The 17,655-nt window shown below is 58.3% G+C and carries 14 protein-coding genes; 6 read left to right on the forward strand and 8 right to left on the reverse strand.

Annotated features, from left to right (window positions below):
* Positions 1-118 precede the first annotated feature (118 nt).
* The 5 genes from trxB (at position 119) to CVS28_RS20425 (ending at position 5,698) form a co-directional block, all read left to right on the forward strand.
* A complete protein-coding gene (gene trxB, locus CVS28_RS08295) occupies positions 119-1,075 on the forward strand; it encodes a thioredoxin-disulfide reductase (RefSeq protein WP_103465139.1) in 957 nt (318 codons plus the stop codon).
* A 16-nt stretch (positions 1,076-1,091) separates the two neighbouring features.
* Complete coding sequence (trxA, locus tag CVS28_RS08300; RefSeq protein ID WP_103465138.1) at positions 1,092-1,418, forward strand: thioredoxin; 327 nt, start codon at positions 1,092-1,094, stop codon at positions 1,416-1,418.
* Positions 1,419-1,783: 365 nt separating this feature from the next.
* Positions 1,784-3,994 (forward strand): HNH endonuclease signature motif containing protein, encoded by a 2,211-nt coding sequence (locus tag CVS28_RS08305; protein WP_103481212.1) that lies wholly within the window; start codon positions 1,784-1,786, stop codon positions 3,992-3,994.
* A gap of 1,051 nt (positions 3,995-5,045) precedes the next feature.
* Positions 5,046-5,201 carry a hypothetical protein gene (locus tag CVS28_RS19655; protein WP_165788106.1) on the forward strand — a complete coding sequence of 52 codons (156 nt, stop codon included), beginning with the start codon at positions 5,046-5,048 and terminating at the stop codon, positions 5,199-5,201.
* 197 nt (positions 5,202-5,398) lie between these two features.
* Positions 5,399-5,698, forward strand: coding sequence for a hypothetical protein (locus CVS28_RS20425; protein WP_423716391.1), 300 nt, complete (start codon positions 5,399-5,401; stop codon positions 5,696-5,698).
* A gap of 4,373 nt (positions 5,699-10,071) precedes the next feature.
* Here the strand turns inward: CVS28_RS20425 and CVS28_RS08320 are convergent.
* The 8 genes from CVS28_RS08320 to rpmH all read right to left on the reverse strand — a co-directional run bounded on the left by CVS28_RS08320 (position 10,072) and on the right by rpmH (position 15,549).
* Positions 10,072-11,082, reverse strand: coding sequence for a ParB/RepB/Spo0J family partition protein (locus CVS28_RS08320; RefSeq protein WP_103465133.1), 1,011 nt, complete (start codon positions 11,080-11,082; stop codon positions 10,072-10,074).
* Positions 11,083-11,168: 86 nt separating this feature from the next.
* Positions 11,169-12,182, reverse strand: a complete 1,014-nt coding sequence (locus CVS28_RS08325; protein ID WP_103481239.1) for a ParA family protein — start codon at positions 12,180-12,182, stop codon at positions 11,169-11,171.
* Between the two features lie 116 nt (positions 12,183-12,298).
* Positions 12,299-12,937, reverse strand: a complete 639-nt coding sequence (rsmG, locus tag CVS28_RS08330) for a 16S rRNA (guanine(527)-N(7))-methyltransferase RsmG (RefSeq protein ID WP_103465131.1) — start codon at positions 12,935-12,937, stop codon at positions 12,299-12,301.
* Positions 12,938-13,021: 84 nt separating this feature from the next.
* The gene (locus CVS28_RS08335) at positions 13,022-13,558 is read right to left on the reverse strand and encodes a Jag family protein (RefSeq protein WP_103465130.1); all 537 of its coding nucleotides are present in this window, start codon (positions 13,556-13,558) and stop codon (positions 13,022-13,024) included.
* On the reverse strand, positions 13,558-14,520 hold the full coding sequence (gene yidC / locus CVS28_RS08340; RefSeq protein WP_103465129.1) for a membrane protein insertase YidC: 963 nt from the start codon (positions 14,518-14,520) through the stop codon (positions 13,558-13,560). Before yidC ends, CVS28_RS08335 begins: the two co-directional genes overlap by 1 nt.
* 18 nt (positions 14,521-14,538) lie before the next feature.
* Positions 14,539-14,895 carry a membrane protein insertion efficiency factor YidD gene (gene yidD / locus CVS28_RS08345; RefSeq protein WP_103465377.1) on the reverse strand — a complete coding sequence of 119 codons (357 nt, stop codon included), beginning with the start codon at positions 14,893-14,895 and terminating at the stop codon, positions 14,539-14,541.
* 35 nt (positions 14,896-14,930) lie between these two features.
* Positions 14,931-15,356 carry a ribonuclease P protein component gene (rnpA, locus tag CVS28_RS08350; protein WP_103465128.1) on the reverse strand — a complete coding sequence of 142 codons (426 nt, stop codon included), beginning with the start codon at positions 15,354-15,356 and terminating at the stop codon, positions 14,931-14,933.
* A gap of 55 nt (positions 15,357-15,411) precedes the next feature.
* A complete protein-coding gene (gene rpmH / locus CVS28_RS08355) occupies positions 15,412-15,549 on the reverse strand; it encodes a 50S ribosomal protein L34 (RefSeq protein ID WP_044569795.1) in 138 nt (45 codons plus the stop codon).
* A 565-nt stretch (positions 15,550-16,114) separates the two neighbouring features.
* Between rpmH and dnaA the strand changes: the two genes are divergently transcribed.
* On the forward strand, positions 16,115-17,551 hold the full coding sequence (gene dnaA / locus CVS28_RS08360; protein WP_103465127.1) for a chromosomal replication initiator protein DnaA: 1,437 nt from the start codon (positions 16,115-16,117) through the stop codon (positions 17,549-17,551).
* Positions 17,552-17,655: the final 104 nt, after the last annotated feature.

Raw genomic sequence — 17,655 nt, forward strand, 5'->3', positions numbered from 1 at the left:
CATTCCCCCACGTCCGCGTGAGAGGAATAACCGCGCCCCCATGCCGGTTGTGGATAGCGAAGGTCCCATTGAACCGCCACGCCGCGGTCAGTCAAAGTAGGAAGAGGAACACTCACCCGTGAGCACGCAAGCTACCCCCGCAAGCGATGTCCGTGATGTCATCATCGTAGGTTCTGGTCCCGCAGGTTACACCGCGGCGATCTACACCGCCCGTGCGGATCTGAAGCCGCTCATGATCGCCGGTTCCGTTACCGCAGGCGGCGAGCTCATGAACACTACAGAGGTGGAGAACTTCCCCGGCTTCCCCGAAGGCATCATGGGTCCGGATCTCATGGAGAACTTGGGCCAGCAGGCTGAGAAGTTTGGCACCGAGGTGATGTACGACGACGTGACTTCCGTTGAGTTGGAAGGCACCATCAAGACTGTAACCCTGGCCGACGGCCAGGAATTCAAGGCACGCACCGTCATCATTTCCACCGGCTCCGCCTACCGCGAGCTAGGTGTTGAGGGCGAAAAGCGTCTTGTTGGCCACGGGGTGAGCTCCTGCGCCACCTGCGACGGCTTCTTCTTCAAGGGTCACGATATTGCCGTTATTGGTGGTGGCGATTCCGCCATGGAAGAGGCAATCTTCCTGACCAAGTTTGCGGATTCCGTGACAGTGGTTCACCGCCGCGACACGCTGCGTGCCTCCAAGATCATGGCCGATCGCGCCCTGAACCACCCGAAGATCAAATTCATCTGGAACTCGGAGGTTGTTGGCGTTGACGGCGAGGCCAAGGTTACCGGCATTCGCTTGAACAACCTGGTCACGGGTGAGAAGAGCGAGCTTGCTGTCACAGGCGTATTCGTTGCCATAGGCAACGATCCCCGCGTCGACCTGGTCAAGGGAGTTTTGGACCTGACCGGAGCCGGCACCATTGCCGTTGAGGGCCGGTCTTCCAAGACCAGCCTGCCGGGTGTATTTGCCGCCGGAGACGTAGTGGACCCCACTTACCGCCAGGCCATCACGGCCGCGGGCTCGGGATGTGTTGCCGCACTGGATGTGGAACACTTCCTGGCCGATCAGAATTCCTAAGAGAAAGTAGTTCACCATGAGTAATGCCAAGAGTGCAACGGACGCAACATTTGCCGAAGACGTATTGAACTCCGAAAAGCCTGTCATTGTGGATTTCTGGGCTGAGTGGTGTGGCCCCTGCCGCAAACTTGGTCCTATCCTGGATGAGATTTCAGTTGAGTACGCGGACAAGGTTGACGTCGTTAAGGTCGACGTCGATGCCAACCCCGCCATTTCCGCGAAGTACGGAATTACCTCCATCCCGGCCGTGTACCTGTTCAAGGGCGGCGAGGTAATCGGCTCCGTCATTGGGGCCCGGCCGAAGCAGTACTTCGAGAAGGAATTCTCCGGAGTACTGAGCTAGTCAGTTGCTGCGCCCCATAATGGGGTCGCAGCGATGAATTCTTCTTGAAGGGTGTGGACCGGACATTGTCCGGTCCACACCTGTTTAACGGGTCATTTCCACTTCTCCCAGATTGATTCTAAGCTCCAGAAAGTTGTGGCCTATCCCCGTTGGACACCGCATTCTTCGGCCCAAAATCCGGTTTCACGTGAAACGCTGTGCCCATCACGGCCTGTAGTTGCCGTGTGCCACTCCATCCTTCGGGCACTTGCGTTGATTCAGGGGATTCACTCGCATGGAGATGAGCTGAAAATTAAATAGAACTTTTGTTTGGGAAAGTAAAGAGTCCTATTGATATTTGGGTACATGCCAACTAGACTTATGGTATGGGCGGTTCAGTGAATTTCCCGGATGGCTGGGAAGGTTCATCCACCACAGCGGCTGTGGCGGAACTGGTGGCTGGGATCGTTCTTCCCTCCATTGAACCGCTGGCTACTGACATGGCAGCCGTGTCCTCGTTGCCCCGCCTGCCATCCTTGAATCGTGGACCGGACGGCACCGGGGTTGCCCCCTCGCAGTTGGCCTTGGTGCAGGCGTTCATGGATGAGTGTGTGGGGATAGTGGCTGCGTTTAACGCCCTGCAGAACCGGGCTGCCGCGTCCCTGGCCACAGTGTTGGAACGCTTCGCCACTGCTGCAGAGGCCGAGCGCAGGCTCCTGGGGTTGGACGCTTGGCAGAACGAGGTGTCCACGGCCGGGACCAATGCTGAGATTGCAACGATCCTGGGCATCAGTGAGGCCGCCGCCAACGGCCTGGTGGACCATTCCACTGTCATGGTCCGTGAGCTGCCGGCCACGCATGAACGCCTGGCCAGTGGGGAGTTGGGATGGCCGTACGCGGTGATCATTGCCGAGGAAACCACCCTGTTGCGCAACAATAACCTCCCAACGGACGGTGTCACCGAGTACGAGACCTTGTTGCTGGAGAAGGCCCGGGATTGTTCCCTGAACAGTTTCAAGGACAAGGCCCGCCGGCTCCGCGAACGTCTCCACCCCGAGAGCATCCCCGCCCGCACCCGCGACGCCTGCCGGCGCCGGGCCCTGAGTGTCAGCCGCGCGCATGACGGCATGTACTGGCTAAGCCTGTACGCCCCGGCAGCCACGATCGAGGGCATCTGGGACCAATGCACCCTCACCGCCCAAGCTGCCCAAGGCCCCCACGAACCCCGCACCCTGACCCAACTCCGTGCCGACGTCGCCGCAGCGCTGCTCCTGAACCAGTCCCTGTCCCGGAACAACATCCACACCCCACCAACCCCCACCAGCGGAACTCCCTACTCCGACGGCTGGGGCGCCACCGCCGCTGGCAACGCGGACGTCCACGGTAGTAGCCTCGGCAACAGCCAGGATTGCGGCCAAGCCACTGACAGCAGAGCAGACATGGGCTTTCCTTCAACAGCTGTCCGAGTCCCTGAAACATCTCCGATTGCTGATCCAAGGTTCATTCAGATCGAGACTGATCCGTGCGCTGGAGCACCCTTCCCGGATACTGACACCGGCCGCTACAGGATCCCTGGCACCAGCATTCCCGTTTTTGAAGACCCCGACTATCAGGACCCGGGCTTCAAGGATCCCGACGATCGCAGTCACCCCGATTGGCATCCCAACGCCACACCTCCACCCCTGATACCAGCCACAGCCACGGCCACAGAAGCTGACCGCACAGCATACCCTCCCCGGGTTGATGATGCTCAGTGGCCCTCTGGCATCAATGATGCAGCGGACTATTGTGGGATTGACGGGCCGCCCATGCCCCGGGCCACTGTGTTGGTGACCGTCCCGGCACTGTCGTTGTTGGGGCACATTAATGCCCCGGCCGTGTTGGAGGGGTACGGGCCGATCAGTGTTGAGGTCGCCAATCGACTGCTGGCCGGGTCCACCAGTTTCTACCGGGTTTTGACCGACCCCATCAGCAACGAACCCCTGGATCTTGCCCCGGACACGTACCGGGTGGGCAAGGCCATGCGGCTCATGCTCCGCGGCCGGGATCACTACTGCCAATTTCCAGGCTGCACCGCCAAGGCGTCTCTGGCCGAACTCGACCACATCCTGCCGTGGGAGAGCGGCGGGAAAACCGCCGCGGGCAACCTTGAATTTTTGTGTAAACGCCACCACCTGGCCAAGCACTTCAAGGACGGCAAAACCCGCTCCGGGCAGGTCCGGGAGCAGCAACGACCGGAACGGCGGGCCCTGAAACTCCGCGGCTGGACAGCCGTCATGACCGAGAGCGGCCGGCCCAGCTGGATCTCACCCTCCGGCCGGTACCACCCACCCCAGCCCCTGGAAACCCAGCCCGCCAGCTACCCCAAATGGCTCAAAAAGAACATCCAGCAACGCCTCGACGCCCTGGGCTGGGATGAGGACCCCTTCAGCCAACTGAACGAAAACGAGATCATGGCCATGGACTTTGAAGAAGACTACGGCACCCACCCCCTGCCCGAACCACCCGCTTGGGCCTTCCCTGACAACCATGAAGCCCAACAACAATGCAATGAGCAGGCCGCACAACGCGACCTCAACGGACCACACGAGGAATAACACCCCGAAACGCCCACAGCGCCCATACCCAATTATTTGCAGATCGCAGCTGATGGACTTCTAGCCCAGCCCGCGGCACTCACATCACGCCATGGTCCTGGACACCTAGCCGTGACTGGGCGCCCCTCAAGAATCGGCAAAGAGTAGTCCCAAACGGGCCCCGCTCCTGCCCGTGTTTCACGTGAAACAGAGACGCCTGCCAGCCACGGAATCAGTGGCTGATGTCGTTCGAGAGTTGTACTCGGAGTGAGGTGCGGAGTCTTGGGATGAGGGATCCATGTTTCAGCTTCCGTCAGTTGCGTTGTGTGGCCCCGGAGCCCTCATTGTTGGCTCAGCATGTATGCAGTGGACACCGCTGAACTAGTTAAGGCGACTGTTCAAGCACCCCGCCCGAACCCCCAATGGCCCCTTGGCATCTGTACAAGTTGGAAGTGACTGCCTCGATCTCAGGCCAGCCAACCCACCAGCCAGAATTGCCAGAGAACTCACCCAAGCCACATCGGCCAGTGTCAGAAGCTTGACTGCCATCTGGGTATCGAAAGGCATGGGGCATGACGAAGTCGCCAACTATCGGCATCATCTGCGATTTCCAACAGCCTGCCTAAGTGTCTCCCATCGGGAGTCCCGCCGTGGGGGCTCGCCCTCGTTTGGTTCATCAGCGGCGGGTGCCGGCCAGTCATCTGGTTGTTTCACGTGAAACTTCGATGCCGGCTGCCCGTCTGATTACCTTTCCGACAGTCGAGTCCCCGGGGGACTTCCCATCGACCAATTTCCGCATGACCCCTCGCCAGTATTGACAACGAGCATGTATGGGCCCGCACCTATGCTGGCTTCGAAAGAGCTCAAAGTCGCATCGTCATTCATCTGCACCCCTTCCCCATCGACGTCCACACAAGTACATCGTCCTGCACGAAGCCTCTCAACCGGCAGGCGATGAATCCCCCCACCACAGAAAAGTTGGTGCCGCGGAGCGTTCCGCGGCGAAAAGCACCGGCGCGATCCTGGCTGCGCACCGAGTCGGAGCGTGATCTTACGGCCGGAGGCGATACCCATGAACACGACCCCATTTTCAACTGTGCTCGTCACTTCGACGACGGGCTCCAACCAGCGGAGGTCCGAGCAGGATCAGCCGCAGCTCGACGCCACTACCGGATCCGCGCCGCCAGAAAGCGAGCGTTGGTCCTCGGTGGTGGCGGACGGCTCCTGAGCAACGCGGCGCGCTGCCGTCGCCGCCCGGCTTCCCAGTCAGCGCTGGCCGCAACGCACCGCACTCATCACGGCGGTCAATTCCCACACTGGTCAACCGGTGGTGTTAGACCGCGAGAACGGAGTCGAGCCAGCTACGGGCGGGTGCTGTAGTCGCCCCCTTCGGCGGCAGAACGTGGCATCCGCTGGACGGGGGGCATGCAGCTCGAAGAACTGCGCGCAGGCGGCAGCAGCGTCGAAACGATCATCCTGGACGGCAACCCCGGGGAGATGTTCGGCGCCAATGCGATGGCTCTGTCGATGCGTCCGGCCCCTGATGCAGGCTCGTTCGGCCGTCTTCACGAACTCGGTGTGGAGCTCGTGAGTCAACAGTTCGATCCAGGTCGAGCGGCGGTTGCCTACCGGGTCGTCGAGACAGACAAGTTCGCCCGGTGGTGTCGCGGCTGCGGATGCCAGGCTGAGCGGCGCGACAGCATGACCCCGCGGCCGGTGCATTAGCGGCCGGGTTGGCTCCCGAGGACATTGTCGATCGTGATCCGTCCCTGTCGCTGCAGCGGTTGTGGGCGTGTGTGGCGCCAGGACACTGGCGGACTGCCGAGCCGCGGGCTCGGCATTTCATGGAACACGGGGAACGACACGGTGCTGGCTGTGGGCATACATGCATTGATCCAGGGCCCACACCGGCTCGGTGGTGTGCACTTGATTGGCGCCGCCGTGTCCAGCAACCCATCTGTGGAAACCGCGGCCGCAAGCCCACTCCGCTCCATGCCGCGCAGCGCACCCTCCACACCAGCGCCATGCGGATCGTCGAGAAGTGCCAAGTCTGTCTCGCGGCCTTTCTCTCTGTCTCGCAGCATGTCGAGGTCGTGGCGACCTGCGCGACCTACTACCACTGCCTCGTCGGCCGGCCCTCAAGCAACGTGCCACGGACGTCCTTGGCGGACTCGCACACCTCCGCGGACACTCCTCACGGATCCGGATCCTAAGGAACTACACGGCATGCCCGTTGTTCGAAGCCGGTGGATTAAGACCCCGACAACACCCTCGATTGCGACTAGCCCCTATTGCCTTGCCTCTCACCACGATGCATAGTCCCTCAGTACAACTGTCGGACTTTGGCGTCGACACCAGCCGCATCCAAGATTTACGGGCCTGCGCATGGCCGTCTTCCCGCGGGAGAGTTTCCGGTCCAATGGGATTACAGGGTGCATCCGCTCGCTGAGGTGTGGAGCGCCAACCACAACTCTTCCGCTGCGCAGTGACACATCGGCGCTCCGACCACCAGTCACTGATCTAGTGCGTTGCAGGCCTTGCTTTCGTCACCAAGCATGCACAGAAGAATTCGGGCCGTTTCATCTTCCCGAAGACCATCCCAGCCGCCCGGTGTCACGCGTTTTGATGCGACCGCGCGGCTCTTGCGGTGGCACCTTCGACAAATACCCCACGCTTTTTTCACAAGGCACTCCCCCTGCAGCATCCATATTGCTATGGTGCACTGCCGAACCACGTAACTCCCTGTCCAACACCTGAAATAGCTGCCACGCACTTTGACTGGATGACCAGGAGAACGTTCAGACTGCAGGGGTCATTGGAAGTGGGTTTTAGTTTCAGGCAGGCAAGCGGAGGATGGGTCAATCCGGACGGACAATCGGTACCGGCCATGCTTGGAATTGATGTCTGGCTTCCACCCTGGTGGAACGTTCACTTTGACGAGACCACCTCACCCGAGATCACGGCAGCGGTCATCACCAAAAGAATCCAGGCCAGTGGCCAGTCGCCAAGACTTGCCCGATGTGCTCCTTGCCAAAGGAATCCTTGATCGACATCGTCGTCCTCGTTGGGCACGATGGGTTGTTTGCCGGACGCTGGGCAATGCCGGGACAACCACACCTGGACAGCCCAAACCTACTGCGGTCCACTCCCCGCAATATGGCGGGCAGTGGAATCCACGGGACCGCTCCGCTGTAACCTCCCTGACCTTCGTCAAGACAGGGCGTCTGCTGCACCGCACTGCGTGCCTGACCAGGCTGGGCCCGGCACTGGTGCAGCTCGTCGGCTCATTAGCCAATAATTGGAGGGAATCCAGTCCAAGAGAAATGCGGGTCATGCTTGTGGCCCATGGAAGCGACGCTGCAACGAGCAGCCCACATACGCACTGCAGCTCCGTAGCTCCGTTGGTTTTGCTGCATAGGGTATCCCATGCCTTGGGGTACGCGGCTTCCAACTGCGAATTGGCGTCGCTCAGTCACTTGGCCTCGGGGTCCAGACCTCGCGTCAGGTTTTGCGTGGCACCCTCACTGTCCTTCCAACCCGCCAAGAATCTGTCAGGAGGCAGGCAAGCATGATCTTGCCGGTGGGAAGCTACACCGAAGTGACACGTCTGGGTGCGTGACTCCGACCATTCCTCGAGACCTAGTTCCCACTTGAGGTGGGTACGGAATAGTTGCAATCCTGTCTGTGGACCGGGGGCTTCCTTTTTTGGCTGCCGGTGCTTGTTGTCGTCCATAGTGAACTCTGCGATGAGCCGCTGCAGCTTGTCATACTCCTGAAAACTCACCGGACCGAACTGCAACAGTTTGGTTCAGCAGCGCTGGCACCCACGCCCTTTCCCATTGGATCGGTCCACACAGACCTGCTGCCCACCCTGCTCCTGTTCCGGGACTGCATTCGGCACTGCCAAGTCGGCGACGGCCGGTATCTTCCGGGTCTACTCACGCCCGGTCTCAGGATTTCTTACAATGCAATCGGGCCGGCCTCGCTGGTGTGGATTACGCGCCCTTTCCGCACCCGTGAGTGGTCATCGGGGATTCAAGACCAACACGTCTTGGTCGTTGCCCAGGTGCCGACGGGCGAGGTCGGAATGCCTGACCTCGATCAGCTGGGCGGTCACGCTGATTTCCCAGTGTGGCAGGTGGGCGCTTGTGGGGTTCGCGAATGCAGAGACCCTTGCCTGGTGCAGCCATTTCGAGGCTATCGCCACCGCAGGTGGCTGGTGGCTTTCGGGTTCAAAGATGCCAAGTGATCGTGGCAGCGCACTCGCAATCCAGCATCCCCTCACCGGCACAGCGGGAAGTATGACCTGAGATCCCATGGCCGCAACTGGAGCAATGACGTGGACGAATCTCCACGAAACGACAGGCAGTGTGGATGCGTCTCAACTCCAGAGCGACACTGACGATTCGGTGGCATCCGCCTGAGGCTCGATTCCCGTCCGTCAGCTTTTGGCCAGCGAGGCGTAGACGAGCGGTGGGGTCAACTTCCAGTCGATTGATGGAGAACGGAAGGGGATATGCACTGTGTGAGTGGTTGCGCGACCGAGACCGATTTGCCAGGATTTGCGGCGTAATTCTATGCCGATACCCAGTTCCCACATTCACCACCATGGAGCCTTCCGGAAGACTACAGGCCTGGAATTATCCTTCGAAGACGGGCCCGAGGCGCGCGGCGAGACATGGGATATTCCCACCAACTCTCAGCCCTGCCCTTTCTGGCTGCAACATCATCGGATTCCCTGATCAAGGTGGTGTCTCGCTGGCGAAGTGCCGGTTTGGGCGGACAATCTCCGACGACAATAGTGGCGACCGCCGGTATTCACGCTTCTGAAATACCCAACACTCACCGCTGAGCAAGGTAGCCCGCGAATGAGGGTATCTGCCGGCCGCACCGCAACTCAGGGCCGTCGTCCCCAAATGTCCATGACCAGGGCGCGGCTGTACTTCGCATGCGAAAGCTTCCACCCTGCAGGGCATTCCAGTCAACCTGATCGAAGCGCCGATCGCGCACCCACCTACCATTGCTGTCCCTGATTTTACGAGGACACGGAGTCCTTTGGGTGTCGTAGGACCGGCTCTTTCATCGTCCGTTTCACGTGAAACATTCGCGCGGATCGTGGCCGCCCATACTTGGGTTTCCTGACCGCGGCAGCACGGCTTCCACTTCAGCGCACCGGGTGAGGTCCGGGTCGGCGCCGCCGGTCACGTAGGGCCGGTTCTTGCGGTCGACGGCACCGCTGGTGGCTACAACGCCCCTACAGGGCCCTGCGGGGCCCTTAGGGCAACCCGGGTTACCTTGGTGGACTGGAGCCCCTTAGGGCGGGCCCTGGCGGCCATTGGCGCCCATTGGCGGGGTGGGTTGATCCCCCAGGTAGAATCCAGGGGCACGGAGGCCGGGCTGACCGCACGACACCCGCCCTCCACCTACCCAACTCCCGGGTCCCGCATGGAAGCAATTGGGGAGGATGGTCGGACTGCGACCGTACTGAATTCTGAACCGATTCCACTCGAGGGGGCACAGTATTCTGACGTCATACTCACGGATACAATGACGGAGGAGCCATCGCTACACCCGTGGGCCTCAAGTGCACCGGATTCACCACCAGTATGCAACACAGCCGTTAAGTTCCGAATGGCAACCAGGTTCCGCAGGCTCCGCTGAAGCGGGACTGATTGGCTCACTGCGCCTGATGCGATTAAGACGTCTGGCTAAACGCCACCCTCCCCCGACAGTCTGTGGATCCCACTCAAGTGGATGCACCACGATCGACTCATCTCCAGGGAAGGCTCGTGCCCGGGGAATCGAACTGACCAAAGGTCTGGCTTCGGCCATGCGAGCAAATGACAATTCGCCATATGAACCAAAAGTGAGCGTCGCCCAATTGTTGACTATCAAATCCAGCAGCAGTGGCAACTTCCGAATTTGTCTCTTGTTTCACGTGAAACACTATCGCGCTATTCGAAATGGCCCATCAGGGTCTGATCACTCCACTTCGGACGTTCGAAAAAATGATGCTTAGAATCAATCCTGGGGAACTCCAATTAAGCAACCAGCGGCAGTGTTTCACGTGAAACACTGCCGCTGGTTAGAGGTGAGAACTAGTTGCCGCCGGGACTCAAGACATCCATGATCCGGTTGAGGTCTTCAACGGAGGCGAACTCAATACTGACCTTGCCTTTGCGGGCACCCAGGGAAATCTTCACATTGGTGTCAAGGCGGTCGGCCAGAGAGCTTGCCAAGAAATCCAACCGCTCGTGGCGGGGACTGGGTTTCTTTGCTGCGGGCTGCTGACCATTAAGCGGCGCCTGGTAAAGCTGCACAGCTTCCTCAGTGGCCCTGACCGACATCCCCTCAGACACGATCTTCTGAGCCAACTGCTCCATGGCGGCAGCTTCTGGCAGAGCGAGCAAAGCGCGCGCATGACCAGCGGACAAAACACCTGCCGCAACTCTGCGCTGCACCACTGGAGGAAGCTTCAGCAGACGAAGCGTGTTCGAAACCTGGGGACGCGAACGCCCAATCCGATCAGCCAATTGTTCGTGAGTGGTACCAAAATCCTCCAGCAACTGCTGGTAAGCCGCAGCTTCTTCCAAGGGATTCAGCTGACTGCGGTGGAGGTTCTCCAACAGCGCGTCACGGAGGAGGTTGTCATCACTGGTTTCCCGGACAATAACAGGAATGGTTTCTAGACCGGCGGCCTGACTGGCGCGCCAGCGGCGCTCACCCATGACCAATTCATACGGCTGATCGCCAACTTCGGTCGATACGCGCACCACAATGGGCTGCAGAACACCGATTTCGCGTACCGAATGTACAAGCTCGGCCATATCGTCTTCATCGAAAACGGTTCTGGGTTGCTTGCGGTTCGGGTGGATCTGGCCAACCGGCAGTTCCAAAAAGCGTGCACCAGGAACTTCTACAAGTTCCACAGCTTCAACGACAGGCTTCTTGGCGCTTCGCACTGGAGCTGCAACGGGCTTGCGCCCCTTGGGCTCAGGAAAGAACAAGTCTACTGGCCGTGTCGGCTGCGAGGATCCGCTTTCATCACCAGAAGAGTTGGGTATCAAGGCACCCAAACCACGACCAAGACCCCTGCGCTTGTCAGTCATTGTGACTTCCTCCGTTGAATGAACCCCAAAGAGTGGGGTCTGCTTAAATTCATTGTAATCTGCAAAGTTCCGAGCTACGGGACGCACTATTCCGTTGAACGCTCTGCCAATTCCGCAGCGGCTTCCAGATACGAAAGCGCCCCGGTCGACGAAGGATCGTAGGTCATGACCGTCTGCTGGTAGCTCGGAGCCTCGGAAATCCTGACGGAACGTGGAATCAGCGCACGCAATACCTGCTTGGGGAAGTGCTCACGAACGTCGGCTGCCACATGGGCCGCCAAATTGGTTCGCCCGTCATACATCGTCAACAGAATCGTAGAAACCACCAGGTCCGAATTGAGATGCTTTTGAATCATCTCAATGTTTTTCAACAGCTGGCTCAATCCCTCAAGTGCATAGTATTCGCACTGAATCGGGATCATGACCTCATTGGCAGCGCAGAAAGCATTGACAGTCAGCAACCCCAAACTAGGCGGGCAGTCGATGAAGATGAAGTCCAGGCGCTCCTGCCCTTGGGTGGCTCGGTACTTTACATACTCATCAATTGCGCGTCGAAGCCGCTGTTCGCGCGCTACCAGGGATACGAGTTCAATCTCCGCACCAGCAAGGTGGATGGTGGCCGGCGCACAATAGAGGTTCGCAATGTCGGGGCATTCTGCAATGACATCAGACATGGGAATATCGTTGATCAACACATCGTAGATGCTGTCGACGTCAGCATGGTGCGGTACACCCAAGGCTGTGGATGCGTTCCCTTGGGGATCGATGTCGATAACCAGAACCTGCAGCCCGGCTGATGCCAAGGCAGCCGCAACGTTGACTGTCGTTGTTGTCTTGCCAACGCCACCCTTTTGGTTGGCGACAGTCAGAATTCTGGTGTGTGAGGGGCGCGGCAATTTCCGCCCGAGCAGCCGTTCACGTCGCCTGGTCTCGCTGACCAATTGACTTGCAATGGGGCTACTGTCGTCAAATTCATTGTTCAGCGGAATGGCGGCAATGGGGTCCGTTTCACGTGAAACATCCACCTTGGTGCCCGCTTGCGAGTAATCAACCAATTTTGGTTGACCGGAGGCATTTGAACGTGCCGACCCCAACGTCATGAACGGGGGGATCCGTTGCGAAGCTGCTTCGCTACTGGTCACGCTGACACTCTCACTTTCCTCAGGCAATGGTTGCCAACCTCTAGCCTATCGGTTCCAACCCACACGATTGTGGATCAGCGCCGCTTCACCTTGACCCGAACCACTGTGGTGGGTTCTTCCAATACATCTTGGCCGGCAACCAGTACTTCGGTCTGGTAGCCGCCAAGCTTCTTAAGTGTCTTGGCTGCCTTGGTTATTTCCTCCTCGGCGCTGCGTCCCTTGATGGCCAAGAGTTCACCTTCACCGCCCAGAAGAGGGATGGTCAATGGCGCCAGAGTGTCCAGTGCTGATACAGCTCGGGCTGTCACAACTGAGCATTCGACCTTGCCGATGGCTGCCTCGGCACGTGAGCGTACGATCTCCACATTGTTCAGGCCCAGGTCCATGACCACTTCCTCAAGCCAGACCACTCGGCGCTCCAACGGCTCAATGAGCGTAAGGTACAGGTCCGGGCGGGCAATCGCCAAGCATAGTCCTGGCAGGCCTGCACCGCTGCCTACGTCGGCGACCTTTGCGCCGTCGGCAATCAGCTCCGCCACAACAGCACAGTTCAACACGTGACGGCTCCACAAACGGGGCACTTCACGCGGGCCGATCAGCCCTCGTTCGATCCCCGATGTAGCCAAATGCTCCACGTAGCGCTTGGCGAGATCCAAACGATCCCCAAAAATGCGTTCCGCTGCAACGGCCTCTTGTGCAGTAAGTTCCACCACTATTTTGTGTCCTCTTAACCGTGGTCCCGCCCACTGCCAAGGGCAATGAGCGGGACCATTTGTAAACTTCTCAACCAGCACGCCCTATTCGGCGGCTGACACCACAATGTGGCGCTTAGCGCCTTCGCCCTCTGATTCGGATTCCAAACCCAATTCAGCAATGGCGTCGTGCACAATCTTGCGCTCGTAAGCACCCATCGGTTCCAGCGGAACGGAGGCGCTGCCAGCCTTGATCTGCTCTGCGGCATCGCCAGCAATCTTGGCCAATTCCACGTTCCGGCGGTCACGGTAGCCGGAAATATCCAGAACCAGGCGTGAGCGGTTTTCCGTAGCGGAGAGAACGCTCAAACGCGTCAATTCCTGCAGAGCGTCCAAAACTTCGCCACCTTCACCAACGAGGTTGGCCAGTGAATCGGTCTCTTCATCCGTAAGGATGGAAATGTAAGTGCGTCCGTTGCGGACCTCGATGTCAATATCACCATCGATATCGGCAATGTCCAGAAGTTCCTCGAGGTAGTCGGCGGCGATGTCGCCTTCTTCTTCCAGGCGGCTTGCGCCGGTGCCCTCGGGGGCTGTTGCCTCTTCAACTTCTTCAGTGGCAAGTTGCGTTTCGTCAGGCATTATTTCTTCTTCCTGTTCTTACGTTGTGGCTGGCTGCGCTGGCCCTTGGGCTCAGGAATCTCTTCAACGACCTCTTCGACCTTCTTCTTCGAAGCACCCAACAGCGGCAAGCCCTTGGCTTCGCGGCGCTTCTGGTACTCCTTGTAAGCAGGTGACCCGGGCGTAGGCATGCGGCGAATTACGAAGAACTGCTGACCCATGGTCCAAATGTTGGTGGTGGTCCAGTAGATCAAAACACCAATGGGGAAGTTCACGCCACCAATACCGAAGACCAGCGGAAGCACGTACAGCATCATCTTCTGCTGCTTCATGAAGGGGCCCTGCATGGCTTCTTCAGACATGTTCTTAGACATGATCTGCTTCTGCGTGATGAACTGCGAGGCAATCATGGCCAGAATCATGATGATGGAGAGCCAAACTACGGCGACGTTCAGGTCGCCACCCTGGAGCTGCGGCAGGAAGGCCGCGGACAGCGGGGCTCCAAAAATGGTCGCCTGGTCAAACTGAGCCACCTGGTCGTGGGTCATGGCGCCGATGCCATCGCTATCGGCGTTGGCCTTGGCTACACCTGAAAGCACTTGGAACAGGGAGAAGAAGAACGGCATCTGAATCAACATGGGCAAGCACGCGGAGAACGGGTTGGTGCCATGTTCCTTGTACAAGGCCATCTGTTCTTGGCCCATAGCCTGACGGGACAGCTGGTCCGTCTTGCCCTTGTACTTGGCCTGAAGCTTCTTCATATCCGGCTGCAGCGCCTGCATGCCACGCTGGGCCTTGATCTGCTTGACAAAAACAGGAATCAACGCGGCACGGATGACCAGCACCAGACCGATGATGGACAGCGTCCACGTAACACCGGAGGCAGCATCCATCCCAAGGAAGGTCAAGCCATCATGGAACTGCACCATGATCCATGACACAAGCCATTTGAAGGGGAACAGAATTGTATCGAAGAAGCCCATTTTTCTTTTCTAATCTCCTCAAGCCGCGTTGCGGCTTTGTGTTTCCTGTTGCTTGGCCAGAAAAACATGCGGGTGGTTCAGCTGGACAATCATGGGCACCATGGAAGGGTCATCCCAATCAACAGTGGCCGGTGATGGAACCGGATCAAGCCCGCCAGAGTTCCAAGGGTGGCACCGCACAATTCTGCGCGCAGCAAACCAACCGCCCTTGACTGCGCCGTGAACGGTCACAGCCTCCAAAGCATAAGCCGAACATGACGGAAAAAACCGGCACACCTGCCCATAAGTGGGTGAGACGACGCGCCGGTACAGTTTCAAAACGATTATAAGAATATTGCGGGGAAGATGCCAGAAGAAACGTACGACGGCGGCCATGGGCCTACGCGCGCGATACTCGGTTGGTGACGGGGTCACAACACATCTTCTCCTTTAGACACGTCAGCCTTGTCTACTGCAGGTGTTGGTGCCAACAGGGCAGAATCTCCCATTCTCTCCCGCAGGCGGGGGAAAACAGTGGAAACGGCCTTGCGGTAGTCCTTAGCAAGGTCACTGAAGGAGGCATCGGCGGATACGGGCAGAGCCCGCACCACGACATTGACTCCCTGGGGATGCTGCTTAATTGTCTCGACAACAATTTCCCTCAGTCTCCGTTTAACGAGATTGCGGGTCACAGCGTTCCCAACAGTCTTCGCAACGATGAACCCAACTTGGCTGGGCGCATCCGAAGAAGTGGACACCATATATAACACTAAGTTCCGGCGTCCATTGCGGACGCCGGAACGTACAGTATGTGAGAAGTTGGCGGAAGTCCGCATTCTATTCTTGGTGGCTAGCACCCTGCGATCAACCGCAACTTCACTAAGGCCCGACGAATCGTCAAGCAGTTATTGTTTAGGCCGACAGCTCTACGCGACCCTTGGTGCGGCGTGCTGCCAAAATGGCGCGGCCGGCGCGGGTGCGCATGCGAAGGCGGAAGCCGTGCTTCTTGGCACGACGGCGGTTGTTCGGCTGAAAAGTCCGCTTGCTCACGGTAGTTACTCCAAGACAATCAAAGATGCGCCTTGCCCGTAGCTAACAGTAAGAAAGGGGTCGACGCTAAGTATATGGATGCCTGCTCATTTGCCTCTCATTTACAAGAGGCACACGCAAGAGCGCAAAGCAGACACATGGGACTTCACAACATTAGGTCATTTGCGCCCCGGCAGTCAAACCAGGGTTTGCCAAATTCCGGCTTCCGAGGGCACCGGGCCCAGCCAAATCCGTCTGTAGGCCACTTTAACGCATTCCCATAGTCTCCATCCACAGCTGTGCATAACCCCGTGGACAACGTCTGTGGACGAAGTAGTTCAAGGCACCCACCTGTGACATTTATCCACAAGCACTTTCTCCCGCTATCTTCTGACGTATGCATCCCTTAGGCTGGGCCAGTAGAAAGTTATCCACGGATGTGCATAACTCTGTGGATTACCGCGATTTAACGGCTACTTACGCATCCTGGCTAGAGCTTTGAAGTGTGTAATGGAAGTCACGTGCAGTACGCGCGCAATCAATAAATATTCCGGTTCAACAACCGGTAGTAAGGGTGGAATTGCCAATGAGCACTGAGGACATCAATGACGTTGGTAGTTCCTGGCGGCGTGTCATACGAATTCTTGAACAAGACGAACGCGTTTCGCCGCGCCAGCGTGGTTTTGTGGTCCTTACCCAGCCCCAGGGTTTGATTGGCAACACCCTGTTGGTGGCTGTTCCCAATGAACTAACCCGGGAAGTCCTGCAGACTCAGCTCAGTACCGCTCTCAGCGACGCGCTGTCTCAAGTGTTTTCAGAAGAAATCAGTTGTGCCTTCAGCGTCAACGCCGATCTGGTGCCTCCTGTTAAGGAAGAGGAGCCCGTTGCAGCACCAGTTGCGGTGCGCACCGAACGCCCCACACACACCGAACGAACCGAACAGGTCTCCAAACCTGCACCAACGTTGCCCAGTACTTCGCAGGAATTTGGCCGGCTCAACCCGAAGTATGTGTTTGATTCCTTTGTCATTGGTTCCTCAAACCGTTTTGCCCACGCAGCGGCTGTGGCAGTTGCGGAGGCTCCGGCCAAGGCCTACAACCCTTTGTTCATCTACGGTGATTCTGGTTTGGGCAAAACCCACCTGCTGCACGCGATTGGCCACTATGCGCGCCGACTTTACACAGGCATTCGCGTCCGCTATGTCAACTCTGAAGAGTTCACCAATGACTTTATCAACTCGATCCGCGATGACGAAGGTGCCAGTTTCAAGCAGCTTTACCGCAATGTGGACATCCTGCTGATCGATGACATTCAGTTCCTGGCCAACAAGGACGCCACCCAGGAAGAGTTCTTCCACACCTTTAACGCCCTTCACAACCACAACAAGCAGGTTGTGATCACCTCCGATCTGCCTCCCAAGCGTTTGCAGGGCTTCGAAGAGCGGATGCGTTCACGTTTCGAGTGGGGCCTTTTGACGGATGTTCAGCCTCCGGAACTGGAAACACGCATTGCCATCTTGCGCAAGAAGGCCATCGGCGAAGGTCTTTCAGCCCCCGACGATGCCCTGGAGTACATCGCCTCGAAGATCTCCACAAACATTCGCGAGCTTGAGGGTGCCCTCATCCGCGTCACTGCCTTTGCCAGCCTGAACCGCCAACCGGTGGATGTTGGCTTGGCTGAACTGGTTCTCAAGGACCTGATTACTGACGACGGCGCCCAGGAAGTCACATCTGCGGCGATCCTGGGGCAGACGGCCGCCTACTTCAACATCTCCCTGGAAGAACTCTGCAGCAAGTCCCGGACTCGGTCCTTGGTGACAGCCCGCCAGATCGCCATGTACCTCTGCCGGGAACTGACTGACATGTCACTTCCCAAAATTGGTCAGGAATTCGGTGGGCGCGACCACACAACAGTGATTCATGCAGACAGGAAGATCCGGGAATTGATGGCCGAACGGCGCGCCATCTACAACCAGGTCACCGAACTGACGAACAAGATCAAGCAGCAACAGCGCGAAGGCTAATCCGCGTAGCGGAGAAAAAATCTTAAAATTAACAGCTGTGGATAACCCTGTGGATGGTTAAGTGCACAACCGCCCTCTTCCTGCGGATAACCCCTAGTGCAGCT

This window comes from Arthrobacter glacialis, assembly GCF_002909415.1.
In the GTDB taxonomy this organism is placed as follows: Bacteria; Actinomycetota; Actinomycetes; order Actinomycetales; family Micrococcaceae; genus Specibacter; species Specibacter glacialis.